The sequence below is a fragment of the Pseudotabrizicola sediminis genome, from assembly GCF_004745575.1.
GTDB lineage: Bacteria > Pseudomonadota > Alphaproteobacteria > Rhodobacterales > Rhodobacteraceae > Pseudotabrizicola > Pseudotabrizicola sediminis.
In genome coordinates this window covers 145,108-171,394 of the sequence record NZ_RPEM01000001.1, presented here as the reverse complement: position 1 = coordinate 171,394, position 26,287 = coordinate 145,108, and the positions used below count along the sequence as shown (strand labels likewise).

General features: G+C 62.2%; 26 protein-coding genes and 1 tRNA gene. 12 read left to right on the top strand and 15 right to left on the bottom strand.

What is annotated here, in order from left to right; translation table 11 throughout:
* Nucleotides 1-36 precede the first annotated feature (36 nt).
* The 3 genes from EEB11_RS00805 to EEB11_RS00795 all read left to right on the top strand — a co-directional run bounded on the left by EEB11_RS00805 (nt 37) and on the right by EEB11_RS00795 (nt 2,655).
* The gene (locus tag EEB11_RS00805) at nt 37-924 is read left to right on the top strand and encodes a PfkB family carbohydrate kinase (RefSeq protein WP_135428495.1); all 888 of its coding nucleotides are present in this window, start codon (nt 37-39) and stop codon (nt 922-924) included.
* Nucleotides 921-1,847 (top strand): pseudouridine-5'-phosphate glycosidase, encoded by a 927-nt coding sequence (locus tag EEB11_RS00800; protein WP_135428493.1) that lies wholly within the window; start codon nt 921-923, stop codon nt 1,845-1,847. The genes EEB11_RS00805 and EEB11_RS00800 overlap by 4 nt, the downstream gene beginning before the upstream one ends.
* An 88-nt stretch (nt 1,848-1,935) precedes the next feature.
* Nucleotides 1,936-2,655, top strand: a complete 720-nt coding sequence (locus EEB11_RS00795) for a DUF502 domain-containing protein (protein ID WP_135428491.1) — start codon at nt 1,936-1,938, stop codon at nt 2,653-2,655.
* Here EEB11_RS00795 and EEB11_RS00790 read toward each other — a convergent pair.
* A complete protein-coding gene (locus EEB11_RS00790) occupies nt 2,644-3,660 on the bottom strand; it encodes a patatin-like phospholipase family protein (protein ID WP_135428489.1) in 1,017 nt (338 codons plus the stop codon). The genes EEB11_RS00795 and EEB11_RS00790 overlap by 12 nt on opposite strands.
* Before the next feature lie 197 nt (nt 3,661-3,857).
* Here EEB11_RS00790 and rpsB point away from each other — a divergent pair, with 197 nt between their 5' ends.
* Together rpsB and tsf are read left to right on the top strand one after the other, a co-directional pair.
* Nucleotides 3,858-4,634, top strand: coding sequence for a 30S ribosomal protein S2 (gene rpsB / locus EEB11_RS00785; RefSeq protein WP_135428486.1), 777 nt, complete (start codon nt 3,858-3,860; stop codon nt 4,632-4,634).
* A 77-nt stretch (nt 4,635-4,711) separates the two neighbouring features.
* Nucleotides 4,712-5,620, top strand: coding sequence for a translation elongation factor Ts (gene tsf, locus EEB11_RS00780; protein ID WP_135428484.1), 909 nt, complete (start codon nt 4,712-4,714; stop codon nt 5,618-5,620).
* A 383-nt stretch (nt 5,621-6,003) separates the two neighbouring features.
* Here tsf and EEB11_RS00775 read toward each other — a convergent pair whose 3' ends face one another.
* Nucleotides 6,004-6,786, bottom strand: coding sequence for a helix-turn-helix transcriptional regulator (locus EEB11_RS00775; RefSeq protein ID WP_167852619.1), 783 nt, complete (start codon nt 6,784-6,786; stop codon nt 6,004-6,006).
* A 111-nt stretch (nt 6,787-6,897) separates the two neighbouring features.
* On the opposite strand from EEB11_RS00775, the gene EEB11_RS00770 reads away from it, so the two are divergent.
* On the top strand, nt 6,898-8,055 hold the full coding sequence (locus EEB11_RS00770; protein WP_245298717.1) for an NAD(P)/FAD-dependent oxidoreductase: 1,158 nt from the start codon (nt 6,898-6,900) through the stop codon (nt 8,053-8,055).
* Between the two features lie 116 nt (nt 8,056-8,171).
* Here the strand turns inward: EEB11_RS00770 and EEB11_RS00765 are convergent.
* The 9 genes from EEB11_RS00765 to iscR all read right to left on the bottom strand — a co-directional run bounded on the left by EEB11_RS00765 (nt 8,172) and on the right by iscR (nt 15,784).
* A tRNA-Arg gene (locus tag EEB11_RS00765) sits at nt 8,172-8,248 on the bottom strand.
* A gap of 84 nt (nt 8,249-8,332) precedes the next feature.
* Complete coding sequence (locus EEB11_RS00760; RefSeq protein WP_135428478.1) at nt 8,333-9,559, bottom strand: cysteine desulfurase; 1,227 nt, start codon at nt 9,557-9,559, stop codon at nt 8,333-8,335.
* Nucleotides 9,556-10,140, bottom strand: a complete 585-nt coding sequence (locus EEB11_RS00755; RefSeq protein ID WP_135428476.1) for a Yip1 family protein — start codon at nt 10,138-10,140, stop codon at nt 9,556-9,558. Before EEB11_RS00755 ends, EEB11_RS00760 begins: the two co-directional genes overlap by 4 nt.
* Nucleotides 10,141-10,617 carry a YIP1 family protein gene (locus tag EEB11_RS00750; protein ID WP_135428474.1) on the bottom strand — a complete coding sequence of 159 codons (477 nt, stop codon included), beginning with the start codon at nt 10,615-10,617 and terminating at the stop codon, nt 10,141-10,143.
* Nucleotides 10,617-11,903: a SufB/SufD family protein gene (locus EEB11_RS00745; protein WP_135428472.1), complete on the bottom strand. Its 1,287-nt coding sequence runs from the start codon at nt 11,901-11,903 to the stop codon at nt 10,617-10,619. The genes EEB11_RS00750 and EEB11_RS00745 overlap by 1 nt, the downstream gene beginning before the upstream one ends.
* Nucleotides 11,900-12,655 carry a Fe-S cluster assembly ATPase SufC gene (sufC, locus tag EEB11_RS00740; protein WP_135428470.1) on the bottom strand — a complete coding sequence of 252 codons (756 nt, stop codon included), beginning with the start codon at nt 12,653-12,655 and terminating at the stop codon, nt 11,900-11,902. Before sufC ends, EEB11_RS00745 begins: the two co-directional genes overlap by 4 nt.
* A gap of 66 nt (nt 12,656-12,721) precedes the next feature.
* Nucleotides 12,722-14,230, bottom strand: coding sequence for a Fe-S cluster assembly protein SufB (gene sufB / locus EEB11_RS00735; protein ID WP_135428468.1), 1,509 nt, complete (start codon nt 14,228-14,230; stop codon nt 12,722-12,724).
* 40 nt (nt 14,231-14,270) lie between these two features.
* Nucleotides 14,271-15,314, bottom strand: coding sequence for a cysteine desulfurase family protein (locus tag EEB11_RS00730; RefSeq protein WP_135428466.1), 1,044 nt, complete (start codon nt 15,312-15,314; stop codon nt 14,271-14,273).
* A complete protein-coding gene (gene iscR / locus EEB11_RS00725; RefSeq protein WP_135428464.1) occupies nt 15,311-15,784 on the bottom strand; it encodes a Fe-S cluster assembly transcriptional regulator IscR in 474 nt (157 codons plus the stop codon). Before iscR ends, EEB11_RS00730 begins: the two co-directional genes overlap by 4 nt.
* 187 nt (nt 15,785-15,971) lie before the next feature.
* Here iscR and EEB11_RS00720 point away from each other — a divergent pair, with 187 nt between their 5' ends.
* The 4 genes from EEB11_RS00720 to EEB11_RS00705 all read left to right on the top strand — a co-directional run bounded on the left by EEB11_RS00720 (nt 15,972) and on the right by EEB11_RS00705 (nt 18,815).
* Nucleotides 15,972-16,631: an alpha/beta hydrolase gene (locus tag EEB11_RS00720; protein WP_135428462.1), complete on the top strand. Its 660-nt coding sequence runs from the start codon at nt 15,972-15,974 to the stop codon at nt 16,629-16,631.
* Nucleotides 16,628-16,897 (top strand): hypothetical protein, encoded by a 270-nt coding sequence (locus EEB11_RS00715; protein ID WP_245298716.1) that lies wholly within the window; start codon nt 16,628-16,630, stop codon nt 16,895-16,897. The genes EEB11_RS00720 and EEB11_RS00715 overlap by 4 nt, the downstream gene beginning before the upstream one ends.
* 1 nt (nt 16,898) lies before the next feature.
* Nucleotides 16,899-17,501: an HD domain-containing protein gene (locus EEB11_RS00710; protein ID WP_135428460.1), complete on the top strand. Its 603-nt coding sequence runs from the start codon at nt 16,899-16,901 to the stop codon at nt 17,499-17,501.
* A 99-nt stretch (nt 17,502-17,600) separates the two neighbouring features.
* A complete protein-coding gene (locus tag EEB11_RS00705; protein WP_135428458.1) occupies nt 17,601-18,815 on the top strand; it encodes an NADP-dependent isocitrate dehydrogenase in 1,215 nt (404 codons plus the stop codon).
* A 51-nt stretch (nt 18,816-18,866) separates the two neighbouring features.
* On the opposite strand, the gene EEB11_RS00700 is transcribed toward EEB11_RS00705, so the two are convergent.
* Complete coding sequence (locus EEB11_RS00700) at nt 18,867-19,697, bottom strand: FkbM family methyltransferase (RefSeq protein ID WP_167852618.1); 831 nt, start codon at nt 19,695-19,697, stop codon at nt 18,867-18,869.
* Between the two features lie 121 nt (nt 19,698-19,818).
* Between EEB11_RS00700 and EEB11_RS00695 the strand changes: the two genes are divergently transcribed.
* Nucleotides 19,819-20,421, top strand: coding sequence for a YitT family protein (locus EEB11_RS00695; protein ID WP_135428454.1), 603 nt, complete (start codon nt 19,819-19,821; stop codon nt 20,419-20,421).
* Nucleotides 20,422-20,511: 90 nt separating this feature from the next.
* Nucleotides 20,512-22,329 (top strand): translational GTPase TypA, encoded by a 1,818-nt coding sequence (gene typA, locus EEB11_RS00690; protein ID WP_135428452.1) that lies wholly within the window; start codon nt 20,512-20,514, stop codon nt 22,327-22,329.
* A gap of 42 nt (nt 22,330-22,371) precedes the next feature.
* Here typA and EEB11_RS00685 read toward each other — a convergent pair whose 3' ends face one another.
* The 3 genes from EEB11_RS00685 to EEB11_RS00675 all read right to left on the bottom strand — a co-directional run bounded on the left by EEB11_RS00685 (nt 22,372) and on the right by EEB11_RS00675 (nt 26,227).
* On the bottom strand, nt 22,372-22,914 hold the full coding sequence (locus tag EEB11_RS00685; RefSeq protein ID WP_135428450.1) for a histidine phosphatase family protein: 543 nt from the start codon (nt 22,912-22,914) through the stop codon (nt 22,372-22,374).
* 88 nt (nt 22,915-23,002) lie between these two features.
* Entirely contained in the window at nt 23,003-25,174 is a 2,172-nt protein-coding gene (locus EEB11_RS00680) for a TRAP transporter permease (protein ID WP_135428448.1), read from the bottom strand.
* Between the two features lie 84 nt (nt 25,175-25,258).
* The gene (locus EEB11_RS00675) at nt 25,259-26,227 is read right to left on the bottom strand and encodes a TAXI family TRAP transporter solute-binding subunit (protein ID WP_135428446.1); all 969 of its coding nucleotides are present in this window, start codon (nt 26,225-26,227) and stop codon (nt 25,259-25,261) included.
* Between the last annotated feature and the right edge of the window lie 60 nt (nt 26,228-26,287).

Sequence of the window (26,287 nt, the reverse complement as noted above, 5' to 3'; positions counted from 1 at the left end):
CGCCGCGCCATCAAGGCCCCCATTACAGGGGGCCTTATGAGCGACATTCTGTGCATTGGATCGGTCCTGTGGGACATCATCGGCCGCGCGCCTGCGTCTTTGCGGCTGGGGTCGGATGTGCCGGGACGGATCACGCGGCTGCCCGGGGGCGTCGTGCTGAACATCGCGATGACGCTGACGCGCTTTGGCCTGCGGCCCGCGCTGCTCACCGCCCTGGGCCGCGACGCCGAGGGCGATGAGCTGATCGCGGCCTGTCTGCGGATGGGGCTGGAGTGTGGGCATGTATACCGGTCGGACGATCTGCCCACCGACCGCTATATGGCGATTGAAGGTGCCAACGGGCTGATTGCCGCGATTGCCGATGCGCATTCACTGGAAATGGCGGGCGACAAGATCTTGCGCGCTTTGGGCGATGGCACGCTGGGGTCCGAAACGGCACCCTATGCCGGGCTGATCGCGCTGGATGGCAATCTGACCGAGGCGCTGATTTCCGACATTGCCCGCTCGCCGCTGTTTTCCCGCGCCGATCTGCGGGTGGCCCCGGCCAGCCCCGGCAAGGCCGAACGCCTGATGCCGCTGCTGGGGCATCCGCGCGCCACGCTCTATGTCAACCTTGAAGAGGCCGGGCTGATCGCCAAGGGCCGGTTCGACAGCGCGGCCGAGGCGGCGTCGGCCCTGCTGGCGCGGGGTGCCGCGCGGGTGCTGGTCACGGACGGCGGGCGCGACGCGGCCATGGGCACGGCGGGGCAGGGGGTGATCACCGGGCAACCGCCGCAGGTGCTGGTCACCCGCGTCACCGGTGCGGGCGACACCTTCATGGCGGCCCACATCGTGGCCGAAGCGCGCGGGGCATCCCGTGCACAAGCCTTACAGGCGGCGCTGCTGGCGGCTGCCGATTACGTTTCTGGAGATATCGGATCATGACCCTTCCCCTGACCTATTCGCCCGAAGTCGCACAGGCCCGCGCGCAAGGTGCCGCCATCGTGGCGCTGGAATCCACCATCATCACCCACGGCATGCCGTTTCCGCAGAACGTGGAAACCGCCCGCGCGGTCGAAGATGAGATCCGCGCCCATGGCGCCGTGCCCGCCACCATCGCCATCGTGGATGGGCGGATTCACATTGGCCTGACGGCAGAGGAACTGGACCGGCTGGGGCAGGCGCAGAACGTGGCCAAGCTGAGCCGGGCGGACCTTGCGGCCTGCCTTGCCACCGGCGGCATCGGGGCGACCACTGTGGCGGCAACGATGATCTGCGCCCATCTGGCGGGCATCCATGTCTTTGCAACGGGGGGCATCGGCGGCGTGCATCGCGGGGCGGAGACGACCTTTGACATCAGCGCCGACCTGCTGGAACTGGCGGCGACCCCGGTGACGGTGGTGGCGGCGGGGGCCAAGGCCATTCTGGACCTGCCCAAAACGCTGGAGGTGCTGGAAACCCATGGCGTGCCCGTGATCGCTTACGGTCAGGATGACTTTCCGGCGTTCTGGTCGCGGTCTTCTGGCCTGAAAGCTCCGCTGCGGATGGACAGTGCGGCGCAGATCGCGGCGGCCCAGCGGATGCGCACAGCCCTTGGCCTGCCCGGCGGGCAACTGGTGGCCAACCCGATCCCGCATGAGGCCGAGATTGCCAGCGCCGAGATTACCCCGGTGATCGAAGCCGCGCTGCAACAGGCGCAGGCAGATGGCATCAGCGCCAAGGCGGTGACGCCCTATCTGCTGGACCGGATGTATGAGATGACCGAAGGTCGGTCACTGACCGCGAATATCGCGCTGGTGCTGAACAACGCACGGCTGGCCTCGGCCATCGCGCGCGAAATGGCGGCAACGGTGCCGCCTGTCGCATAAATTTCACGTGGCGACAGGGGGCTTGCAGCATCAGCCCATTGTGCCTTGACGGACCCTTGCCTAATTATCACCGCAACAGCGAGGGATCATGTCAGAACCACACCACCCGACCAAACGACGCAGCCTGCTTGCAGGTCTGCGCGCGTCATTCCTGACCGGGCTTGTGGTGGTGCTGCCCATCGGGCTGACGATCTATCTGATCTGGACCGTGGTGGGCTGGATCGACGGCTGGATCCTGCCGCTGATCCCCGGTCCGTGGAAGCCCGACGTTCTGGTGCGGCAATGGTTCGGACCTGAGGCGACCATCCCGGTGCGCGGGGTTGGCGTGGCGGTGTTTCTGGTCTTCACCGTCTTTATCGGCTGGCTGGGCAAGGGCTTTATCGGGCGCAAGTTCCTGACCTGGGCCGAAGGGCTGGTCGACCGGATGCCGGTGGTCCGCTCGCTGTACAACGGGTTGAAGCAGATTGCCGAAACCGTGTTTTCGCAGAATGAAAGCAGCTTTGAACGTGCCTGTCTGGTGCAGTACCCCAAGGAACATATCTGGGCCATCGGCTTTGTGTCGACCCGCGCCAAGGGTGAATTGCAGGCCAAGCTGAATCACGAAGGCTATCTGGACGTGATCTCGATCTTTTTGCCGACCACGCCCAACCCGACCTCGGGGTTCCTTCTCTATGTGCCGGAAAAAGACGTGGTCTATCTGGACATGAAGGTGGAAGACGCGGCCAAGCTTATCATCTCGGCCGGGCTGGTCTACCCCAACGGCAAGGAAGCCGCCGGGGTGCCGGTGCGCAATCCGTCAGCCAAATAGGGTTCGCAGATCAAAGCTGGCCTCGTGCCCCAGCTTTTTGCCATGCGCTTCCAGAAACGTATCGGTTGCCGCATGTCCGGCAGCCCGCAGCCGCGCAATCAGCGTGGGCGAAGGCGACATCTTGGTGGCCCCGGTCATTTCGGTCATCAGCGCATCATCGCTGATCAGATGGGTGCGGATCGCCTTCATGGTGCCGCTTTCCAGCCGCCCGTCACGCAGCAGGCGCCGCACGAAATGCACGGCGCGCAACTCGCCCAGCAGGGCCGAATTGAAGCTGATTTCATTGACCCGGTTCTGAATGTCGATCGGGGTTTTCGGCACCCCTTCGCGCAGCAGGGGGTTGATCGACACAATCAGCACATCATCGGGCAGATCGGGCTGGTACAGCGGGAACATCGCCGGATTGCCGGCGTAGCCGCCATCCCAATAGGCATGGCCGTCGATTTCCACCGCCTGAAACACCGTCGGCAGACAGGCCGAGGCCATCAGCGCCTCGGGGGTGATCTCTTCGCCTGAAAAGATGCGGATACGCCCGGTATCAACCCGTGTGGCCCCGATATAGAGGCGCGGGCCGTCGTCTGCGCAGACCCGGCTGAAATCCAGCCGCCGCACGATCCGCTCCAGCGGGTTGCGCCACATCGGCCCCCATGCATAGGGGGTGTAGACTTGTGCAGCCATGCCCGCCGGTGAAAACGGCGACATCGACATCGCAAACTGCCCCAGCGCCTCGAACCCGGGAACCATCGGCTGCATCCATTCTGGGATGCGCAGATCAGACACCCGCGCCACATCGCGCCACAGCTTGGCAAGCGATGCCTTCGCGCCCTTGCGCCCGCCCGAAATCATCCCCGCCTTCAGCGCTGCCGCATTCAGCGCGCCCGCCGAGGTGCCGGAAATCGCGGCGATCTCGATGCTGTCTTCGTCCAGCAGCCGGTCGAGCACGCCCCAGGTAAAAGCCCCATGCGCGCCGCCGCCCTGCAGGGCCAGATTGATCTTGGTTGCCATGCGCAATCTCCTTTCGGCTTATTCTAGTCTTTCTGCAGTGCAGCACAAGGTTCACGCTTGCCATTGCACGGCGATGGGGGTAACGACACGCCACTTCACAGGCAGGTGCGGGCCATGACGGGGAGACATCCCGTTTGGTCCACCGGTTGGGGGAAACCCTGAGAACACTTGCCGAGGCGCAAACCGGAAAAGGATACATGGACATGGCGCTCCCAGAATTTACCATGCGTCAGCTGCTTGAAGCTGGCGTTCACTACGGTCACCAGACGCAACGCTGGAACCCGAAGATGGGCGAATACATCTACGGCGACCGCAACGGGATTCACATCCTTGACCTGACGCAGACTGTTCCGATGCTGGATCAGGCGCTCAAGGTCGTGCGTGACACGGTTGCCAAGGGCGGCCGCATCCTGTTCGTCGGCACCAAGCGTCAGGCGCAAAAGCCGATTGCCGAAGCCGCAGAGCGTTGCGCGCAGTTCTACATGAACCACCGCTGGCTGGGCGGCACGCTGACCAACTGGAAAACCATTTCCGCCTCGATCCAGCGTCTGAAGCAGATCGACGAGCGGCTGGCTGCCGGTGCCGAAGGTCTGACCAAGAAAGAACGTCTTGGCATGGAACGCGATCAGGCCAAGCTGCAGGCCTCGCTTGGCGGCATCCGCGAAATGGGCGGCACGCCTGACCTGATCTTCATCATCGATGTGGGCAAGGAAGACCTGGCGATTCTGGAAGCCAAGAAGCTGGGCATTCCGGTTGTGGCCGTGGTCGACACCAACTGCTCGCCACGCGGCGTGGATTATGTGATCCCCGGCAACGACGATGCGGCCCGTGCGATTGCGCTCTATTGCGAGCTGATCGCCCGTGCAGCGCTTGACGGCATGTCGGCCCAGATGGGCGCGGCTGGCGTTGACCTTGGCGCGCTGGAAGAAGCGCCTGCCGAAGAAGCGCTGGAAGAAGCCCCTGCCGAAGCCTGATTGGCTGTCGTCAATTTGTGACATGGCGGGGGGATAACCCCCGCCAACCCCATTTTATGGAATTCGGGAGACTGACCATGACAATCACCGCAGCAATGGTGAAAGAACTGCGCGAATCCACCGGCGCAGGCATGATGGACGTGAAAAAGGCCCTGACCGAAAGCAATGGCGACATGGATGCCGCCATCGACTGGCTGCGCACCAAGGGTCTGGCCAAAGCCGCCAAGAAGGCCGACCGTGTCGCTGCCGAAGGTCTGGTCGGCGTGGCTGTGACCACCGGCAAGGGCGTGGCTGTCGAGATCAACTCGGAAACCGACTTTGTCGCCAAGAACGCCGACTTTCAGGCGCTGGTGCGCGATGTTGCCAATGTGGCGCTGACCACTGGCGATTCGGTTGAAGTGGTGAAAGCCGCGCACCTGAACGGCAAGACCGTTGATGAGGTGATTCAGGAATCGATCGCCCGCATTGGCGAGAACATGACCTTCCGCCGGATGCACATCCTTGAGGGCGAAACCGTTGTGTCCTATGTCCACAACGCTGCCGCTGATGGCATGGGCAAGATCGGCGTGCTGGTCGCGCTGAACGGCCCGGCCGACAAGGCACAGGCCATCGGCAAGCAGTTCGCCATGCACATCGCCGCCACCGCACCGCTGTCGCTGTCGGAAGCCACGATGGACCCGGTTGTGGTCGAGCGTGAGCTGACCGTGCAGACCGCCAAGGCACTGGAAGAAAACGCGACCTCGGCCAAGCCCAAGCCCGAGAACGTGATCACCCAGAACATCATCCCGGGCCGCATGAAGAAATTCCTGGCCGAAAACACGCTGCTGGGTCAGGCCTTTGTCATCAACCCCGACCTGACGGTGGAACAAGCCGCCAAAGAGGCCGGTGTCGAGATCGTGGGCTATGCCCGCGTAGCCGTCGGCGAAGGCATCGAGAAAAAAGAAGAAGATTTCGCGGCAGAAGTCGCGAAAATGGTTCAGGGCTGATTTCAGCCCGACCGGACGGGAACAGGGCGGTCCTCGGGCCGCCCTTTTTCATGGCAGACCAGCCTGGCGCAGGGCAGGGGGCGCAGACCAGCGCAGGACCAGACACAAAAAAACGGTGCGCCCCTGACGGGACGCACCGCAATTTGCTTGCGCCACACCATTGGGGATGAGGACAAAGCACAAGCGGAACAGTCTGACGGTCAGGCCTGCAATTGACGCGACCAGCAGAGTTAAAAACCCAAGGGACTGGAGATCCCCGGGGCCGAGAGATGACCCGTGTCAAAACAATGTAAATGCATTGCCTGCCACTGGCCGTTCCATTGCCCGAAGGCGACCACTCACGGAACCCGTCCACAATGCGTCAAAAGGTGACGCTGCGTAAGTCAGGATTTCCCTACCATCGGAGCCTTAGAAACACGCTGGAAAATCATGTTCAAAAGTGAAGCTTTTGCAACAGCTTGTGTCGTCGTCTCTACCTGTAGCGCTTCGCGTGCCAGACGCAGGTGTTTTTCCACCATTGCGGGGGAAACCTCCATCAGCATCGCCACATCCTGCGTGGTCTTGCCATCGGCCACCCATTCCAGCGCCTGCCGCTGGCGAGTCGTCAGGCTGCGCTTGGCGGCGGGCTGGGGCAGGGTGATGATCTTGAGATGCATCAGATGGGCCACCGCCATCAGCTCGTCCCTGTGCCGGTCCCAGATCGCCTCGACCTGATCAGCGCTGATGCCGGGATCGGCAATCAGACCCAGCGCGCCCTTGGACCGAGTTGACGCTTCGGGAAAGCTGATCGACACGCCGGCGACGATGCCGATGGCGGCGTTCTGCCGGACGGCATCCATTTCCTCGGGCGTCAGCTGCCCGGCCTCGAATGCGTCCCTGACCCATTTCCAGGTGCAGGCCCCGACATTCGACACCGCCCAGCGATACACCGGGGTGCGGGCGTAAAAGCCGTTCTGAAAATAGAATCGGGCATAGTCGGCATCGCCGGTGGTCAGGAAAATCGCGTCATCCGGGTCGCCCACGTTGCGCATGTACAAAAAGCGGGTAAATCCATAGTTGGCGCGGCCAAAGCCAAGGCTGCCGAAAAACCCCGTAGCCAGGCCCCAGACCTCATCCACCGTGCCGGCCTCGGCCATGCTCGAAATAAGCGGCAGAGCTGCCGTCATGTTGGTCCCCATCGTTCTGCCCGTGAAGGCACCTTGTCCTTGACCCCGAGTGTTGTTCTAACCCTCGTTGGCCGTTTGGTCAAACTTCTGTGATTCTGAAAAGGGCGTATGATGCAGGCGGATGTGGTGGTCATCGGCGGAGCGGTGATGGGGGCGTCGGTTGCCTATTGGCTGACGCTGATGCAGCCGGGCCTCGATGTGCTGGTGGTCGAGCAGGACCCGACATTCGCCCGCGCCTCGACCGCGCTGTCAGTGGCGTCGATCCGGCAGCAGTTCACCACGGCGGTCAATGTGCAGGTTTCGCGCTTTGGCATCGGCTTTATCCGCGATTTCAAGGCGCGGATGGGGCTGGATCTGGGGCTGAAGGAACAGGGCTATCTGTTTCTGGCGCACAGTGCCGACGGGGCCACCACCTTGAACGACGTGGCGCAGATGCAGCGCGCGCATGGGGCTGCGACAGAGGTGTGGACGCCTGCACAGATCAAGGCGCGCTTTCCGTGGCTGGAGGTGGACGACCTGACCGCAGGCAGCTTTGGCGCGACGGGCGAGGGTTGGTTTGACAACATGGGCCTGCTGTCAGGCTTTCGCGCGCAGGCCAAGGCGCAGGGCGCGCGCTTTGTGACCGAACGGGTGACGGGGCTGCGCATGGCGGGCGGTCAGGTGGCGGGCGTGGTGCTGGAGCGGGCAGGAGACGTGGCCTGCCGCTTTGCGGTCAACGCCGCCGGCACCCGTGCCGCGCAGGTGTGCCAGATGGCGGGCCTGTCCTTGGCAGTAGAGCCGCGCAAACGCACGGTCTTTGTCATCGACGCGCCCAACGCGCGCCACCCGGATGCGCCTTTGCTGGTCGATGCCGGGTTCTACCTGCGGCCCGAGCAAAACCACTGGATCACCGCCACGGTGCCACAGGATGATGGCCCATGCGCGGCGGATGATTTCGAGCCGGACCTGCACCTGTTTGAAGAGGTGATCTGGGAACAGCTTTACGCCCGCGCGCCGGGGTTCGATGCGGTCAAGGTGGTGCGGCACTGGGTCGGGCATTACGCCTATAACACGCTGGACCAGAACGCCATTCTGGGGCCGCATCCGGATGTGCCGAACCTTGTGCTGTGCAACGGCTTCTCCGGCCACGGGTTGCAACAAGCGCCCGCCGTGGGGCGCGGCATTGCCGAACACATCCTCACGGGGGGCTGGCAGACGATTGACCTGAGCGATCTTTCCGTGGCGCGCATGGTCGAAGGCCGGGCGTTCCGGGAACTGGCCGTGGTTTAGGGCCGGTTCCCAGCGCCACAAGATCTTTATATTACATAATATGCATTATCGGTTAACAGGACATTGAAGCAAAGTACGGGCCATTCAGCCCCCTGCAACACTTGATGTAAGAGATCTGGTGCACCCAGCACGATTCGAACGTGCGACCTTTGCCTTCGGAGGGCAACGCTCTATCCAGCTGAGCTATGGGTGCCTGCGGGGTTCTATAGCGGCCTTGGCGCGGCCCTGCAACGGGAAAGGAAATGCCACGGGCCTGACTTGGCAAAAAATCCGGGCGTCAGCCGAAAATCTCGTGGCAGAACTCCAGCGCGCTGACCAGCGCATCGACCTCTGATGACGTGTTATACATCGCGAAAGACGCGCGGCATGTGGCCCCAACGCCCATATGCGCCATCAGCGGCATGGCACAATGCGTGCCCGCGCGCACCGCAATGCCGCGTTTGTCGAGAATGGTCGAGATATCATGCGCATGGGCAGCACCGTTCAGCGTGAAGCTGAAAATCGCTCCCTTGGTCGCCGCATTGCCCTGAATGTTCAGCCAGTTAAGGCCAGACAGCCGGGTCTGCGCATAGTCCCGCAAGCCCCGCTCATGCGCGGTAATCCGGTCCATCCCGATGTCCATAAGATAAGTCAGCGCCACGCCCAGACCCGTCTGCTGCACGATGCCCGGTGTGCCAGCCTCGAATTTCATTGGCGCGTCGTTGTAGGTGACCGTATCGCGCCCGACCTCGCGGATCATGTCGCCGCCACCCAGGAACGGCCGCATCTCATCCATCCTGTCACGTCGGATGAAGATCGCGCCGGAACCGCTTGGCCCGTAAAGCTTATGTCCGGTGATGGCGAAGAAATCGCAGCCCATGGCCTGCACGTCGATGGGCATATGCACCGCCGATTGCGACCCGTCTACCAGCGTGGCCACCCCCCGCGCGCGGGCGGCGTGGCAAATGCTGGCCACATCCACCACGGTGCCCAGCACGTTTGACATATGGGTGATCGCCACCAGTTTGGTGCGCGGACCAATCGCATCAATCACCGCCTGCGGGTCCAGATCGCCATTGGCGTCACAATCGACCCATTTCAGCACCACGCCCTGCCGTTCGCGCAGGAAATGCCAGGGCACGATATTGGCGTGATGCTCCATGATGCTCAGCACCACCTCATCACCGGGTTCAAACCGGGGTGCGGCCCAGGCGTAAGAGATCAGGTTGATCGCCTCGGTGGTGCCGGTGGTAAAGACAATCTCGTCCTCCGACCCCGCGTTCAAAAACCGCGCGATGATGCCGCGCACCGCTTCATACTTGTCGGTCGCAAGATTGGAAAGGTAGTGCAAGCCCCTGTGAACATTGGCATATTCCATAGAATAGGCCGTGGTCACCGCATCAATGACGCATTGGGGCTTTTGCGCCGAGGCGCCGTTGTCCAGATAGACAAGTGGCTTGCCATTCACCTGCCGCGACAGGATCGGAAAATCGGCGCGGATCTGTGCGACATCAAGGCCCGTCATACCATCGGCCCCACGAACGGGATCAGCAGCAATGCCAAGGCGAAACCGATGACCAGCAATGTCACCAGCACCCCCAAAAACGTCATCAAGACTGAAGAAAATCCATGAAGCTCGGCCACAAAGTTACTGAGCAACCACAGGAAAATGCCAACCGAAACGTATCCCACCAACACCGATGCCGGGGGCAGCAGCACCTGCGTGACAATCTGCACCACCTGCAGGATCAACAGAATGAACTGCAACCAGATCATCAGGATCAGCGCATCCTCGAACCGTCCGGTGCCGCCCCGCCAGCGGCCGACCGCGTGCATGACAAAAACGGCGATCAGCATCAGCCCGCCTTGCATGACAGCGCTGGTCAGCGGGCTCGACATCGCCCCGTCCATCGCCGAGCGCGCCTCTGCCGGCATAAGCGCAAAGGCCAGATGCGCCAGAATGGCCGATGTCACCGCCATCAGCGCCAGAGCCACCCAGCGCGCGGCCATGGGCAGGTTGGCCCCCATCACCATCCGCGCGCCTTCCCGCGGGTTTTGCACAGTAAAGCGGGCCAAAGACAGCAAGGATGACAGCGACAGGTCCATTCAGCGTTCCACTTCGATCAGGGCCAACGCCCAGAAAACCACAAACCCCACCGCCGCAATCGCGCCCACCGCCGTCAGGCCGGGACCGGGGCCGATCAGGCCCGAGACCAGACCCTGCAGCAGCATCAAGGGCGTGATCGCCACCAGCGACCAGAACAGCGCGATGCGCGCACCATACCAACTGCCCCTGCCCCCGAAGACCCGCGCCACCAGACGGCTGGCCGCTGCCAGACCATACCACAGCGGAATCGTCGCCAACAGCGCCAGCGCAATGGCAAGAAGTCGCGGTGCCACGGGCGTATTGCCATCCTCGAACGCCGCGCGCGAAGCGGCAGGCCATTGCGCCACAAAGGCCAGCACCAGAAAGGCCACCAGCAGGCTGAAGGCAAAGGGCTCAGACTGCCCGCGCGCCAGATGCCTGCGCACCACAACGCGCGGCCGCCGCCAGGTTTCAACGATATCGGTTGTGATCGACATCAGTGTTCATGGCGTTGCAGCCAGCCTTCCAGACGCGAGCGGATGTCTTCGGCGATGGCCTCATCCTCGATCTCGCCGATGGCCTCGGCCAGAAAGGCCAGCACCAGCAGGCTTTGCGCCATCCGCTTGGGCACACCGCGCGATTGCAGGTAGAAAAGCGCGGTATCGTCAATTGCGCCCGAGGTGCTGCCATGGCTGCACTTCACATCATCGGCGTAGATTTCCAGCTCCGGCTTGGCCAGAAACTGGCTGTCGCCATCGAGCAGCAGGCTCTGGCTAATCTGATAGCCATCGGTCTTCTGCGCGCCTTGTTTCACAAGAATCTTGCCCTGAAACACACCGACGGCACCGTTCATCAGCACCTTCTTGAACACCTGACGGCTTTCACACCGCTGGCCTTCATGGGTCATGAACACGGTGTCATCATGGTGAAAGATGCCATCGCCCACCGCAGCCCCTGCCACATGGGCCACGCCGTCATTGCCGACCAGTTCGACGATCTGCTCATTCCGGGTCAGGCAGCCATTGGCAGTCAGCGTGAAGGACTTGAACAAAGCCCCTGCCCCGACACGTGAAAACACATGCGTCGCCGCGCGGCGTTCGTGGTCGCGGCCCTGACTGCGGATGTGGTGAAAGCGGGCCCCATCGGCGACCTCCACCTCCATCACCGCAGTGATGCGGGCGGCGGCTGGGCCGCTTTCCAGAAGGGTCAGTTCGGCCCCGTGTTCCAGCTTGATGCAATGGTGCAAAAGCGCGTCGGAAGTGGTTGATCTGTTTTGATAAAGAAATGACACGGGCTTGGCCGCCTTTGCGGTTGCGCGGATCAGGAACCCTTGCGTCGCATAGGCGGTGTTCAGTGTGGCCAAGGGGCGCTGCACCGGGGTCTGGCCCCGGGTTTCCAGCACGCCGTACACGTCGCGCGCCCAGTGGATATCAACGCCCTCTGCTTGCGACAGATGCGTAATCTCCACCCCCGCCAACGCCGGATCATCTGATTGCGCTGGATCGAACACGCCGTCGACAAACACCAGCTTTACCGCGTCAATGCCATCGAAGGCCGGGGCCTCATCGCCTGCGTCAAACAGCGCGGCGGGGGTCGGCGTGGCAGCAGTCAGGCTGGCCGGATCGGTGTAGCGCCAGTATTCATCGCGCTTCGTGGGCAGGCCCATGGCGGCCAGCCGCGCGACAGCATCGCGCCGCGCCGCCCCCAGCCAGCCGCTGCCAGAAACCGTCAGCGCCCCGCTGCGCGCGGTCAGCGCGTCGGTTTTCGCCTGCACCAGCATCATTCCGCCTCCGCCAGCAGGTCGGCGTAGCCGTTGTTCTCGACCTCCAGCGCCAATTCTGGTCCGCCGGACTTGATGATCCGACCAGCGGCCATGATGTGCACGAAATCAGGTTTGATATGGTCCAGAAGCCGTTGATAATGCGTGATGACAAGGAAAGACCGCCCCGCATCGCGCAGCGCGTTCACGCCTTCGGCCACCAGTTTCATCGCGTCGACATCCAGCCCGGAATCGGTTTCGTCCAGAATGCACATCTTGGGTTCCAGCATCGCCATCTGCAGGATCTCGTTGCGCTTTTTCTCGCCGCCCGAGAAGCCCACATTGACAGGGCGTTTCAGCATGTCAGCGTCGATCTGCAAGGTTTTCGCTTTGGCGCGCACGATTTTCAGGAACTCGCCGGCAGACAGCTCTTCTTCGCCGCGCGCCTTGCGCTGTGCGTTTACCGCCGTGCGCAGAAAGGTCATGTTGCCGACGCCGGGAATTTCAACCGGGTACTGGAACGCAAGGAACAGGCCCGCTGCCGCGCGCGCTTCGGGTTCCAGCTCCAGCAGCTCTTCGCCTTCCAGCAGCGCAGAGCCATCGGTCACGGTATAGCCTTCGCGCCCGGCCAGAACATAAGACAGGGTCGATTTGCCCGACCCGTTCGGCCCCATGATGGCATGGACCTCTCCGGCACCGATGGACAGATCGACGCCGTTCAGAATGACCTTGTCTTCTTCTTCAAGTTTGACGTGCAGGTTCTTGATATTCAGCATTTTTTGCGGCTTTCTAGACGTTTTGGAACAGCGCTTGGCGCCCGAATTGTTTTCAAACTTGCGGCTTTACCCGACCGAACCTTCAAGCGAGATCGCCACCAGCGCCTGCGCCTCCATGGCGAATTCCATCGGCAGGGCTTGCAGCACATCCTTGCAGAAACCGTTCACCACCAGGGCAACCGCCTCTTCCTCGTCCATCCCGCGCGACCGGCAATAGAACAGCTGATCCTCATCCACCTTCGACGTGGTCGCCTCATGCTCCACCCGGCTGGAGTTGTTCTTGACCTCGATGTAGGGCACCGTATGCGCCCCGCATTTGTCGCCGATCAGCAGGCTGTCGCATTGGGTATAGTTGCGGCTGTCGGTGGCCTTCGGGTGCATCGACACCAGCCCGCGATAGGTGTTCTGTGCCCGGCCTGCGGAAATGCCCTTGGACACGATGCGCGATTTTGTGCGCTTGCCAAGGTGGATCATCTTGGTGCCGGTATCGGCCTGCTGCGCGTTGTTGGCGATGGCAATGGAATAGAATTCACCTTGGCTGTCGTCGCCGCGCAGGATGCAGGACGGGTATTTCCAGGTGATCGCCGACCCGGTTTCCACCTGCGTCCACATCACCTTGGCCCGCGCCTCGCGGCAATCGGCGCGTTTGGTGACAAAGTTGTAGATGCCGCCCACTCCGTTTTCATCGCCCGGATACCAGTTCTGCACGGTCGAATATTTGACCTCGGCATCCTCAAGAATCACGATTTCCACCACCGCCGCATGAAGTTGCGGGATGTCGCGCTTCGGCGCGGTGCAGCCTTCGAGGTAGGAGACATAAGCCCCCCGGTCGCAGATGATCAACGTGCGCTCGAACTGCCCGGTATTTTCGGCATTGATCCGGAAATAGGTCGACAATTCCATCGGGCAGCGGGTGCCCGGCGGGATGTAGACGAACGACCCGTCGGAAAACACCGCCGAATTCAGGGTGGCAAAGAAGTTGTCGGTCGGTGGCACGACCGAGCCGATGTATTTCTGAACCAGTTCCGGATGCTCGCGCACGGCTTCCGAGATCGAGCAGAAGATCACCCCCGCCTTGGCCAGTTCACCCTTGAACGTGGTTCCCAGCGATACGGAATCGAACACCGCATCCACCGCCACCTTGCGCTCCCCCTCGGGGGTTTCGACCCCGGCCAGCAGCGCCTGTTCCTTCAGCGGGATGCCCAGCTTGGCATAAGTGGCCAGCAGCTTGGGGTCCACCTCATCCAGCGACTTGGGTTTGACCGCCATGCTCTTGGGTTTGGCATAGTAGTACTGGTCCTGATAGTCGATCGTCGGGTAGTTCACCATCGCCCAGGTCGGCTCTGTCATCTTCACCCAGCGGCGGTACGCCGCCAGCCGCCAGTCCAGCATCCACTGCGGTTCGTCGTTCTTGGAACTGATCAGGCGGACAATATCTTCCGACAGGCCCTTGGGGGCATAGTCCATCTCGATGTCGGTTTCCCAGCCGTGTTTGTATTTGCCGGACATCGCCTGCACGGTTTCGATCGTTTCCCGATCCACACCTTCACGCACTTCCACTTCAACACCGTCCATCGGACATATCCTTTTTTCTCAGGGCCTTGCAGCCCGAAATTCATGCGGCGCGAGCCTGCGCCTTGGCGTAAGCTGCGGCCCAGACCTCAGCAAAGCGCACCACATCGTCGCGCGAAATGCCGGGGCCGATCGACAGACGGATCGCCTGTGCGGCCAACCCGTCCTCATAGCCCATCGCCCGCAACACCCGGCTGGCACGCACCTTGCCGCTGGAACAGGCCGAGCCTGCCGAAACGGCAAAGCCCGCAAGATCCATCGCCATCACCTGCGTCTCGCCTTTCCAGCCCGGTGCGATCAGGCACAGGGTATTGGGAAGCCGCGACACTTCTTTTCCGACTGAAATAGTATTGTTTGCGAGGGCCGACAATGCTGAATCTAGAATATTTCTAATTTCAGCCACCTCCTCCCAGACCCCATTGGCCAGATCGCGCGCCGCCGCTTCTGCGGCGGCAGCAAATCCGGCGATGCCGATCAGGTTTTCCGTGCCTGCCCTGCGGCCCATTTCCTGCCCGCCGCCGCGCATCTGTGCATGAGTCTCCAGCCCCTGCCGGATGACAAGCGCGCCCACGCCCTTTGGCCCGCCAAGCTTGTGCGCCGAGACCATTCCCATGTCGCAGCCCAGCCAGTTGAACGCCATCGGCACCTTGCCAAAGGCCTGCGTCAGGTCTGACAGCGCGAGGCCCTGCGGCAGATCCTGCAGGATGCCAGTCTCGGAATTGGCCAGTTGGATGGCGGATTCGCGCGGCACATTGGCCTCGATCCGGCCCGCGGCATCCACCGTCAGCAGTGGTTCGCACCAGGCCAGAACCGCGTCATGCTCCACCTCCGAACAGGCCAGATCGCGACCTGCCGAGGCCAGGGCCGCCGCTTCGGTCGCGCCAGAGGTAAAGACGATATCCGCCCCATCCGCGCCCAAGGCAGCAGCAAGCTGCGCGCGGGATTTTTCGATCAGCGCTTTGGCGGCGCGGCCTTCGGCATGTACGCTTGATGGGTTGCCGACAACATCCATCGCCGCACCCATCGCCGCCCGTGCCTCAGGGCGCAGGGGCGTGGTGGCGTTCCAGTCCAGATACAGGCGGGTCATTCTTCATCCACCACGCGAAACAGCGCCGGCACCGCCGGACAGGGCCGCATTTCATTGCGGATCACATCCGACAGCCGGGTCTGGTGCAGGAAGACATAGACGTTGGCCGAAAGCCCTTCCCACAGCCGGTTGGTCAGGCTTTGCGCCCGCGACCCCGATACGCCACCCGATGCCCCTGCCCCGGTGTGCATCGCATCCACGGTTTCCTCGACCGCCTCCATCACCTCGGACACCCGGATCTCGGCCGGGGGGCGCGCGAGCTTATAGCCACCGCCCGGCCCCCGCACCGCCTCGACCAATTTGGCGCGGCGCAGTTTGACAAACAACTGCTCCAGATATGGCAAGGAGATGTCCTGCCGCTTGGCAATCGCTGCCAGCGACACCAGCTCTCCGGCTTTGGCCTTGGCCTCCATCAGCGCAAGATCGGCCAATGCCACCATCGCATAGCGCCCTTTGGTCGAGAGTTTCATGTTCAGACCCCTGAATGGCGGAAATACCGCCCGCTAATGGATTGACGCGGAACACAGGGGCCATTACCTGAAATCGACCCGTAGGCTGGCCCCGTCACATGTTGACACGTCATGCTTTAGAACGGTTCTAGATATGCCGAGCGGTACCGTCAAGAAATCGCTCGCGGGAAAGACAGGCAGGAAACACATGCCCGAAGTGATCTTCGCAGGCCCCGAAGGCCGACTTGAAGGCCGATACCACCCGCAAAAGGACCGCGACGCCCCCATCGCCATCGTTTTGCATCCGCACCCTGCCTATGGCGGGACCATGAACAACAAGGTGGTGTATAACCTGCACTACGCCTTTTACAACTTAGGCTTTACCGTGCTGCGGTTCAATTTCCGTGGCGTCGGGCGGTCTCAGGGTGAATATGATCAGGGCATTGGCGAATTGTCCGATGCGGCCAGTGCGCTGGATTACCTGCAATCGATGAACCAGAACGCCAAGCATTGCTGGGTGGCGGGCTTCAGTTTTGGTGCCTGGATCGGCATGCAGCTGCTGATGCGGCGGCCAGAGATCACCGGATTCATCTCGGTCGCCCCGCCGGCCAACCTGTATGACTTTTCGTTCCTCGCGCCTTGCCCCTCGTCTGGTCTGATCATCAATGGGTCCGCCGACAAGGTGGCCCCGCCGAAAGATACCAAGACGCTGGTGGGCAAACTGCATGAGCAGAAGGGCATCACCATCACCCATACCGAGATCGACGGCGCGGACCATTTCTTCAAGGATGAAGAGGCCCACATGCAGCCGATGATCGGCACCGTGTCGGATTACGTCCGCCGCCGTCTGGGTGAGGTCACGCGGTGAGCGATTTCATCCAGGATCTGGCCGATGGCCTTGCCCGCGATGTGCTGGCGGGCTCGGTCGATCTGGATGATCCGTATTTCTACGAACAGGTCGCCAAAGTGGTGGGTGCCTCGTCTCCCACCCTGCAAGAGGCCTTCATGACCTCGATCCGCATCCGGCTGGCCGAAAAACGCGGGCGGGAGTTTCTGAACAAAGCGCTTGCCGCCAAACGCGCCGGGGCCAAACTGCCCGACGCCCCGCGTGAGGCGGAAAAGGGCGGGCATTAGCGTGGATGGTTCCGGCACGCCTGCGTCCCGGCTGGAGGCGCAGTTTGCCTTTCTGAATGAGGCTGACCGGCTGAAATCGGTGCTGCGCGCAACCACGCTGGTTGACGGGTCGCGGGTGGAAAACTCGGGCGAGCATTCCTGGCATTTGGCGCTTTACGCGCTGGTTCTGGCCGATCACGCCGCCGCGGGCGTGGATATCAACCGCGTGATCCGCATGCTGTTGATCCATGATCTGGTGGAAATCGACGTGGGCGACGTGCCGATCCACTCTGCGAATGGGCTGGCGCATGGGTCAGCGACGACGATGGCCGCCGAACAGCGCGCGGCAGACCGGATTTTCGGCTTGCTTCCCAGCGATTTGCGCGATGATCTTCGTGCGATGTGGCAAGAGTTCGAAGCCGCTGAAACCCCCGATGCCATCTTCGCCAAAAGCCTTGACCGGGTACAGCCCGTGATGGCCAACCTGATGTCGGGCGGCGGGACGTGGACCACCTATAACGTCACCGCAGACCAGTTGGAAACCCGCGTTGGAACCAAGATCGCGCGCGGTGCCCCTGCGCTGTGGGATTGGGTGAAGGTAAAGGCGGCGGCGTTCTTTCTCTGATCGCTCGCATTTTCGGTATGCAATTGCATACAATCCTTCCCTGTCGGCCCGGTTTGCGCTATAGAGACGGCAACCGAATCTTACACCGAAAGGGCGATTATGACCAAGATCAAGGTGGCAAACCCCGTTGTCGAACTCGACGGCGATGAAATGACCCGGATCATCTGGGATTTCATCAAGAAAAAGCTGATCCTGCCCTATCTGGATATAGACCTGAAGTATTACGATCTTGGCATCGAGGAGCGGGATCGCACCAATGACCAGATCACCATTGATGCCGCCGAAGCCATCAAGACCTACGGCGTCGGCGTCAAATGCGCGACCATCACACCCGATGAGCAGCGGGTGGAGGAGTTCGGCCTCAAACAAATGTGGCGCTCGCCCAACGGCACGATCCGCAACATTCTTGGCGGCGTGATCTTTCGCGAGCCGATCATCTGCCAGAACGTGCCGCGTCTGGTGCCGGGCTGGACCCAGCCGATTGTGGTGGGCCGCCATGCCTTTGGCGACCAGTACCGCGCCACCGATTTCCGCTTTCCCGGCGCGGGCAAGCTGACGATGAAATTTGTCGGCGACGACGGCACGGTGATCGAAAAAGACGTCTATTCCGCGCCTTCTGCGGGGGTTTACATGTCGATGTACAACCTTGACGACTCGATCATCGACTTTGCCCGCTCGTCGCTGAACTACGGGTTGATGAAGGGCTGGCCGGTTTACCTCAGCACCAAAAACACCATCCTGAAAGCCTATGACGGCCGGTTCAAAGACCTGTTTGCAAAGGTTTACGCCGAAGAGTTCGAAGATAGGTTCAAGGCCGCCGGCATCCATTACGAACACCGCCTGATCGACGATATGGTGGCATCGGCGATGAAATGGTCGGGCGGTTATGTCTGGGCCTGCAAGAACTATGACGGTGATGTGCAGTCCGACACCGTGGCGCAGGGCTTTGGCAGCCTTGGGCTGATGACCTCTATCCTGATGACCCCCGATGGGCAGGTGGTCGAAGCCGAGGCCGCGCATGGCACGGTGACCCGCCACTACCGCCAGCACCAGAAGGGTCAGCAGACATCGACCAACTCGATCGCGTCGATCTTTGCCTGGACCGGCGGGCTCAAGCACCGCGCCAAGCTGGACAACAATGATCAGCTTCTGCGTTTTGCCAGCACGCTGGAAAAGGTCACTGTCGATGCGGTGGAAGATGGCCACATGACCAAGGATCTGGCGCTGCTGGTCGGACCTGACCAGAAGTGGATGACCACGATGGGCTATCTGGAGAAGGTGGATGAGTATCTGAACCGGGCACTCAAGGGCTGAGACAGTTTTCAGCATATAAGGGTCCGGGGGGTACATGCCCCCCGGATTTTTTCATGCGGTCTGCGCAAAGACAAAGTCATTCGGGCCAATCGGCGTGGCCCTGTATCCCAGCGGTTCCAGCAGGGCGGCGGTGGCCGCGTAATCGCTGCCGGCATCGGTCAGCGCGACCCAGATTGCGGGCCTGTGGGTGGCAATCACCTGTTTGGCACCCTGCAACACCTCCAGATGCATGCCTTCGACATCGACCTTGAGGAAGGACAGGCCCTGCAGCTCTTCCGCCTCAATCAGATCATCCAGCGACACCATCGGCACCGGACCGTCGGGAATCGGAATAAAACTGGTCGCACCGATATTGCGCGGGTTGAAGCGGGCAATATCACCGCGTCCCGATTCTGCCCCCACCATGCAGCGATAGGCCAACGCATCAGAGAGACCGTTCAGGTCAAGATTGCGGCGCAGCGTCGTGTAGGCCTGCGGCAGCGGCTCGAACGCCACCACGCGCCCGGCCCCCAGCACCTTGCCGAAAAACACCGCCGCATTGCCGATATTGGCCCCGATATCGCAGACGGTGGCACCCGGCTTGATCAGCCCGAGGCCCTGCACCGTGGCCAGCAGCCGCGCCTCATAGAACTGGCGGGTCCGCAGGATGACGCGCTGCACGTAATCGTCCTGCGCCTCGGGCAAGGACAGCGCAACCGGGGTCAGCCCGGAATGAAAGCGCAGGATATGGCCCGCCTCCAGCAGCGCCACCCGTTGCAGATGCAGCGACTCTTCGGTCAGCCGGATCATCTGATCCAGCCTGGCCGACAGCGCCGATACCTGATCGGGGGGGGCGTCAGCCAGAGAGCTGGACACAATCTCTAATGCGCGTTTTGCCTGCATGATCTGCCTTGCCTGTCTTACAGCCCATTTGATGCTTGTCTTAAGAAACAAGAGCATCGGGGCCAATGTATGGCAGGAAAAGGGCTGGACAGGTCAGAATGGCTGCCATAGTTTCCCAGCCATGAAAGATACCGCAAGACATACGGTGACCGAAGACGCCCAAGGGTTCGCGCTTGGCGTGTTCCTCTGTGCCATCGCCCTGCAATTCCTGACCCATGCCGGGCTGATCACCGGGCAGACGGCCGGGGTTGCGGTGATCATCTCGTACCTGACGGGGTGGAGCTTTGGCGTGGTGTTCTTTGTCATCAACCTGCCGTTCTATCTGCTGGCCTGGCTGCGGCTGGGGCCACAGTTCACCGCCAAATCGCTGATCTCTGTCACCGCCCTGTCGGGGCTGACGCTGATCATCCCCGACCATATCACCTTCGCGCAGCTGTCGACGCCGCTGGCCGCGATCATTTTTGGCGCGCTGACCGGGGTGGGCCTGCTGGTGATCTTCCGTCACAACGGATCACTCGGCGGGCTGGGGGTGGTGGCGCTGATCGTGCAGGACAAGACCGGGTTCCGCGCCGGATACGTACAGTTGTGCGCCGATGCGGTGATCTTTTCGGTGGCGCTGTTCCTGTTCCCGCTGGCCACGGTTCTGTGGTCCTTGCTGGGCGCAGTGGTGATCAATCTGATCATCGCCATCAACCATCGCCGCGACCGTTACGTCGCGACATGACCAAGCTGTGATCGGCACTGGCCAATGCGGGGAAAACCCTGTAAGGGCTGCGCAACAATCCTCAGACCCTATTGAAAGTGACCCCTCCCGATGGAGCTTCGCAACATTGCCATCATCGCACACGTTGACCATGGCAAAACCACGCTCGTCGACGAGCTTCTGAAACAGTCGGGGTCTTTCCGCGACAACCAGGCCGTCGCCGAACGCGCCATGGACAGCAACGATATCGAACGTGAGCGTGGCATCACCATTCTTGCGAAATGTACTTCGCTGGAATGGGGCGGTGCACGGATCAACATCGTTGACACCCCCGGCCACGCTGACTTTGGTGGCGAGGTGGAACGCATCCTGTCGATGGTTGACGGTGTTGTGCTGCTGGTGGACGCGGCCGAAGGCCCGATGCCGCAAACCAAATTCGTGACCTCAAAGGCGCTTGCCCTTGGCCTGCGCCCGATTGTGGTGCTGAACAAGGTCGACAAGGCCGATGCCGAACCCGACCGCGCGCTTAACGAGGTGTTTGACCTGTTCGCCAACCTTGGCGCTGATGATGATCAGCTCGATTTCCCGGTGCTGTACGCCTCGGGCCGGTCCGGCTGGGCCGATGTGGAACTTGACGGGCCGCGCAAGGACCTGTCCGCGCTGTACGAACTGGTCATCAAGCATGTGCCGGAACCAAAGCAGATCGCGCGCCGGGCCGAACCGTTTCAGATGCTGGCAACCACTCTGTCGGCTGATCCGTTCATCGGCCGTATCCTGACCGGCCGGGTTGAAGCAGGCACCCTGCGCGCCGGTGAAACCATCAAGGCGCTGTCCCGCGATGGCGAGCGGCTGGAGCAGTTCCGCGTGTCGAAAGTGCTGGCCTATCGTGGTCTGGTGATGACGCCGATTGATGCGGCTGAAGCGGGCGACATTGTCACGCTGGCCGGCATGACCAAGGCCACCGTTGCCGATACCCTGTGCGCGCTGGAGGTGGATACCGCCCTGCCCGCGCAGCCGATTGACCCGCCGACCATCTCGATCACCTTCGGCATCAACGACTCGCCGCTGGCGGGCAAGGAAGGCAACAAGGTTCAGTCCCGCGTGATCCGCGAGCGTCTGATGAAGGAAGCCGAGATCAACGTGGCGATCAAGGTCACCGACACCCCGGGCGGCGACGCCTTTGAAGTGGCGGGGCGCGGCGAATTGCAGATGGGCGTGCTGATCGAGAACATGCGCCGTGAGGGGTTCGAGCTGTCGATCAGCCGCCCGCGCGTGCTGTTCAAAGAAGAAGACGGCGTGCGCCAAGAGCCGATCGAGGAAGTCACCATCGACGTGGATGACGAATACACCGGCCCGGTGATCGAAAAGCTGACCGGCCCGCGCAAGGGCGATCTGGTCGAGATGAAACCCGCAGGGGCCGGCAAGACCCGGATCATCGCCCATGTGCCATCGCGCGGCCTGATCGGTTATCACGGCCAGTTCATGACCGACACGCGCGGCACCGGGGTTCTGAACCGCGTGTTCCACGGCTGGGCCCCGCACAAGGGCGCAATTGAAGGGCGCCGTCAGGGCGTGCTGATCTCGATGGAAGCCGGCATTTCGGTCGCTTATGCGATGTGGAAGCTGGAAGATCGCGGCCACTTCTTCATCGGCGTGCAGGAACCGGTCTACACCGGCATGATCATTGGCGAGCACAGCCGCGACAATGACCTTGAGGTCAACCCGCTTAAGGGCAAGCAGCTGACCAACGTGCGCGCATCGGGCACGGATGAAGCGGTGCGCCTGACCACGCCGGTCAAGCTGAGCCTTGAGCAGTGCATCGCCTATATCGACGATGACGAACTGGTCGAGGTAACGCCGAAATCGGTGCGGATGCGCAAACGCTATCTGGACCCGCATGAGCGCAAGCGGCACAGCCGCAGCGCCTGACGACAAGCGGCCCCTTCGGGGGCCGTTTTCATTTGGCGGGCCTCAGGGCGGCGGCAGGCGACCGGTGACCTGCAACCCTTGCCCTGCCCGTTGCGCCACCACTGCCTCGCCCGAGCGCGGCACGATGCCGGTCAGCGCGGTGATGTTGACCTGATGGGTCACGATCAGCACGCGGGCACCTTCCGGCAACGCGGCCAGATGGGCCAGCACGGCCGCAGTTTGGCCGGGTTCATCCCGTCGGTCGGCAAAAAAGGAATTCACCGCCGGAAAGGCTGTGACCGGGCCAAGGCCGAGCAGGTCTGCCGTGTCGCGGGCGCGGCACCATTCCGAGGTCAGAATCGCATCAAACCCGATACCTGCGTCGCGTAACCGCGCGCCGATAGCCCGCGCCTCGGCCCGGCCCGCGGCCGACAGGTTACGCTGCGTGGTGCAGTCGCCCAAACGGAACCCGGGCGGATCTCCTGTTCCGGGGGCGGTTGCGTGACGCATCAGCACCACAGCCCCCGGCGCGCGGACCGCATCCAGCGGGTCCGCCCGCAGGGGCATGGCAAGCATCAGGATCGGCAGAATGAATAAAGCGCGCATGAATAAAAGGTAGTCCGCGCGCGTCATGAAAAAAGGGCCGCCCCACGGTTCCGGGGGCGGCCCTGTGGTGTCAGATCGTTACAGGCCCTTAGTCGGCCCCGCGCGCCACCGCGCCGGGTTTGACCAGCCGCTTCTGGATCGCCCAGACCGCAACCGCCGTGGTGATGCCAATGGCATCGCTCAGCAAGCCCGAGTCGATCATAGCAATCGCCGCCGCCGCCAGAACGATGCGCAGCACCGTATGCAGATGGCCGAAGTACCAGGCCTGCACAGCCGAGGACAGCAGGAACACCCCCAGCAACGCCCCGGCGACCACGTGGATGATGTTGATCCATTCGCCCTGCATCAAGAGTTCGGGTGAAGAGAAGAACATGAACGGCACGACAAAGGCCGCCATCCCCATCTTGAACGACTCGACGGATGTCTTCATCGGGTCCGACCGCGCAATCGCCGCCCCGGCATAGGCCGCAAGCGCCACCGGCGGGGTAATGGCCGACATCACCGCATAGTAGAAGATGAAGAAGTGCGCGGTCAGCGTATCAATCCCCATGCTGATCAGGCCCGGCGCAATCACCGACGCCGCCACCGCATAGGCCGCCGTGGTGGGCATGCCCATCCCCAGCACGATCGACACGATCATCGCAAAGAACAGCGCCAGCATCTGGTTGTTCTCGGCCAGCCCCAAGAGCAGGCTGGAAAACCGCGTGCCCAAGCCTGTCAGCGCGATCACGCCCACGATGATGCCCGCCGCCGCACAGACCGCAACCAGTTGCAGCGTCATCTTGGTCGAGATTTCCAGCGCAAACAGGATTTCGCGCACCCCCATCTTGTGCGGCGTCAGCCAGGACACCACCGCCGCCGCCGCCATCGCCAAAGTGCCCGCGCGGATCACCGAATAGCCCATGAACAGCGCGCCGATCAGGATCAGGATCGGGATGAACAGGAACACCTGCTTGGCCAGTTTGCGAAACTGCGGCAGTTCTTCGCGCGGCAGGCCTTTCATGTTGAACTTCTGCGCCATCAGATCGACGTTGAAGTAGACACTGACGAAGTACAAAAGCGCCGGGATGATCGCGGCCACCACAATGTCGGAATAGGCGATGCCGGTGATTTCCGACATGATGAAGGCGCCCGCCCCCATGATCGGCGGCAGGATCTGCCCGCCGGATGAGGCCGCAGCCTCGACCGCCGCCGCCGTCTGCGGCTTGTAGCCTACCTTTTTCATCAAGGGGATGGTCAGCGACCCCGTTGCCACCACGTTGCCCGCTGACGTTCCGTTGATCATGCCCATCAGACCCGAGCCGAAGACGGCCACCTTGGCAGGCCCCCCGCGCCGGTCACCCGCTGCGGCGAAGGCGAAGTTGACGAAATATTCCCCCACGCGGGACGCTTGCAGAAAGGCGGCGAAGGCCACGAACAGGATGATATAGGTCGAGGAAATCGCCGTCGTCGGCCCAAGGATGCCTTGGTCGGTGAAGACATAGGTAAAGAACCGGGTCAGCGAATAGCCCCGGTGATACAGGATACCCGGCAGCCACGGGCCGACGAAGCTGTAAAGCACGAAGATGCCGGCGATGATCACCAGCGCGAGTCCTGCCATGCGGCGGGTCAGTTCAAGGATCAGGACCACCCCGATGAGGGCCGCATACATATCGGCCTCTTTCGCAAGGCCAGTGCCCGCCCGCAACCGCAGCAGCGGCGCGTGGAAGATGATATAGGCGGTCACCGCAATGGCGGCAAAGGCCAGAATGATGTCGGCCAGATCCAGCTGCCCCCGGCGCGGATCGGGGAACACCCATGCCACGACCAGCGCCCAGGCCGTGCCGACCAGAAGCGGCACGCCAAAGGTCCAGCGCATCGCCGTGGACTGCGCGGCCTGATCCACACCCGATCCGGTGATCCAGAACAGCAGAACCTGCACGAAGGCCACGCCCACCAGCACCGCCGCCGGGGCCAGCATCAGCGCGCGGCCGGTGCGCGGGTCGGCCTCGATCTCGTCAAAGGTCAGCGAGGAGAACAGCAGGAACCCGATCACCAGCCCGCCGCCGACATGCAGCAAGCGGTAGGTCCAGGTTTCCAGCGGATAGAGGTTCATCACCCCGATATGAAACGCGGTATAGGCGACACAAATCGCCGCGATGAACAGGCCGACCGAGCCAAGCGGCTTGCGCTGGTTGGCCGAAAAAATCTCGTTGTCGACGCCAGAGGCGATGGCCTTTTCCGGCCCCGTTTCTGGTGCGTCCGTGCTGGGAGCGATCATGGTCTGGTGTCCCCGAATGACTGTTTTTACCAAAATGGGCGCCCGAACCTTGCCGGACGCCCATAAAGTGCAGCGATGCTTGGATTATTTCAGGGTATCTGGGATCGTGATCCCTTTTTCTTCGTAATACTGCACGGCACCTGGATGGAACGGCATGAACGTGTTCTTGTCCCAGTTTTCAACCAGCGTCTCGGCCGAAGTGGCGTGGATCTGCATCATGCGGTCATTGTTGTCGAGCGCCAGCTTGGTGATTTCATAGGCCAGAGAGTCCGGCATATCGGAATGCGCGATGGCAAAATTCCACAGGGCCACGGTGGGCTGGTCATAATCATGACCGGCATAGGTGCCTGCGGGGATGTTGAACCCGGCCATGGCCGGGAAGGCTTCCAGAACCTTGGCCTGCTCATCCTCGGTCAGGCCGAACATCACCACATCCTGTTGGGCTGCCAGTTCGGCGAAAGCCGAGATCGGCACGCCAGCGGCAAAGGCAAAGGCGTCGATCAGACCATCCTGCAGCTGGCCCGCCGCATCGGCAGCACCGGCATAGGACACGTTCGCCTCGACCCCGACCGCGGTCATGAACTGCGGCCAATAAGTTCCGGGTGTGCCGCCTGCGGGACCAACCGACACGCGCTTGCCCGCCAGATCCGACACCGAGGTGATGCCCGACGAGCGCAGCACAACGACTTGGAACGGGGTTTGATACATCGGGAACAGCGCGCGGATCGAGCGGTGCTCAAGCCCCGGGGCCAGTTCGGACTTGCCCATCCAGGCGTCATAGGCCGGGCCCATGGTGACCAGACCCATCAGGTGATCGCCGGTTTCCACCAGTGTCACGTTCTGCACCGGGCCGCCGGTGACTTCGCCGGTCGAGTTCACGCCAAGCGCTTCCGACATGTAGCCGGCAAAGCCGTTGCCATAGACGAAATAGGTGCCGCCCTGCGACGCGGTGCCGATGGTGATTTCCCCCGGCCAGTCCGATTTGTCCTGTGCCATGGCGGTGGTTGCAACGAGGCCAGCCGCGCAAGCGGCGGCGAGTGTCTTGATGAACATGCAGTCCTCCCAAAAATTCTACACTGGCCAGCGCCTCCTGCGCCCGCCGTGCTGACCCCA

Bases quoted from the DNA above. Each gene is read 5' to 3' on its own strand.
- EEB11_RS00805 (WP_135428495.1), top strand. From the start codon at position 37: ATGAGCGACATTCTGTGCATTGGATCGGTCCTGTGGGACATCATCGGC.
- EEB11_RS00800 (WP_135428493.1), top strand. From the start codon at position 921: ATGACCCTTCCCCTGACCTATTCGCCCGAAGTCGCACAGGCCCGCGCG.
- EEB11_RS00795 (WP_135428491.1), top strand. From the start codon at position 1,936: ATGTCAGAACCACACCACCCGACCAAACGACGCAGCCTGCTTGCAGGT.
- EEB11_RS00790 (WP_135428489.1), bottom strand. From the start codon at position 3,660: ATGGCAACCAAGATCAATCTGGCCCTGCAGGGCGGCGGCGCGCATGGG.
- rpsB (WP_135428486.1), top strand. From the start codon at position 3,858: ATGGACATGGCGCTCCCAGAATTTACCATGCGTCAGCTGCTTGAAGCT.
- tsf (WP_135428484.1), top strand. From the start codon at position 4,712: ATGACAATCACCGCAGCAATGGTGAAAGAACTGCGCGAATCCACCGGC.
- EEB11_RS00775 (WP_167852619.1), bottom strand. From the start codon at position 6,786: ATGACGGCAGCTCTGCCGCTTATTTCGAGCATGGCCGAGGCCGGCACG.
- EEB11_RS00770 (WP_245298717.1), top strand. From the start codon at position 6,898: ATGCAGGCGGATGTGGTGGTCATCGGCGGAGCGGTGATGGGGGCGTCG.
- EEB11_RS00760 (WP_135428478.1), bottom strand. From the start codon at position 9,559: ATGACGGGCCTTGATGTCGCACAGATCCGCGCCGATTTTCCGATCCTG.
- EEB11_RS00755 (WP_135428476.1), bottom strand. From the start codon at position 10,140: ATGGACCTGTCGCTGTCATCCTTGCTGTCTTTGGCCCGCTTTACTGTG.
- EEB11_RS00750 (WP_135428474.1), bottom strand. From the start codon at position 10,617: ATGTCGATCACAACCGATATCGTTGAAACCTGGCGGCGGCCGCGCGTT.
- EEB11_RS00745 (WP_135428472.1), bottom strand. From the start codon at position 11,903: ATGATGCTGGTGCAGGCGAAAACCGACGCGCTGACCGCGCGCAGCGGG.
- sufC (WP_135428470.1), bottom strand. From the start codon at position 12,655: ATGCTGAATATCAAGAACCTGCACGTCAAACTTGAAGAAGAAGACAAG.
- sufB (WP_135428468.1), bottom strand. From the start codon at position 14,230: ATGGACGGTGTTGAAGTGGAAGTGCGTGAAGGTGTGGATCGGGAAACG.
- EEB11_RS00730 (WP_135428466.1), bottom strand. From the start codon at position 15,314: ATGACCCGCCTGTATCTGGACTGGAACGCCACCACGCCCCTGCGCCCT.
- iscR (WP_135428464.1), bottom strand. From the start codon at position 15,784: ATGAAACTCTCGACCAAAGGGCGCTATGCGATGGTGGCATTGGCCGAT.
- EEB11_RS00720 (WP_135428462.1), top strand. From the start codon at position 15,972: ATGCCCGAAGTGATCTTCGCAGGCCCCGAAGGCCGACTTGAAGGCCGA.
- EEB11_RS00705 (WP_135428458.1), top strand. From the start codon at position 17,601: ATGACCAAGATCAAGGTGGCAAACCCCGTTGTCGAACTCGACGGCGAT.
- EEB11_RS00700 (WP_167852618.1), bottom strand. From the start codon at position 19,697: ATGCAGGCAAAACGCGCATTAGAGATTGTGTCCAGCTCTCTGGCTGAC.
- EEB11_RS00695 (WP_135428454.1), top strand. From the start codon at position 19,819: ATGAAAGATACCGCAAGACATACGGTGACCGAAGACGCCCAAGGGTTC.
- typA (WP_135428452.1), top strand. From the start codon at position 20,512: ATGGAGCTTCGCAACATTGCCATCATCGCACACGTTGACCATGGCAAA.
- EEB11_RS00685 (WP_135428450.1), bottom strand. From the start codon at position 22,914: ATGCGCGCTTTATTCATTCTGCCGATCCTGATGCTTGCCATGCCCCTG.
- EEB11_RS00680 (WP_135428448.1), bottom strand. From the start codon at position 25,174: ATGATCGCTCCCAGCACGGACGCACCAGAAACGGGGCCGGAAAAGGCC.
- EEB11_RS00675 (WP_135428446.1), bottom strand. From the start codon at position 26,227: ATGTTCATCAAGACACTCGCCGCCGCTTGCGCGGCTGGCCTCGTTGCA.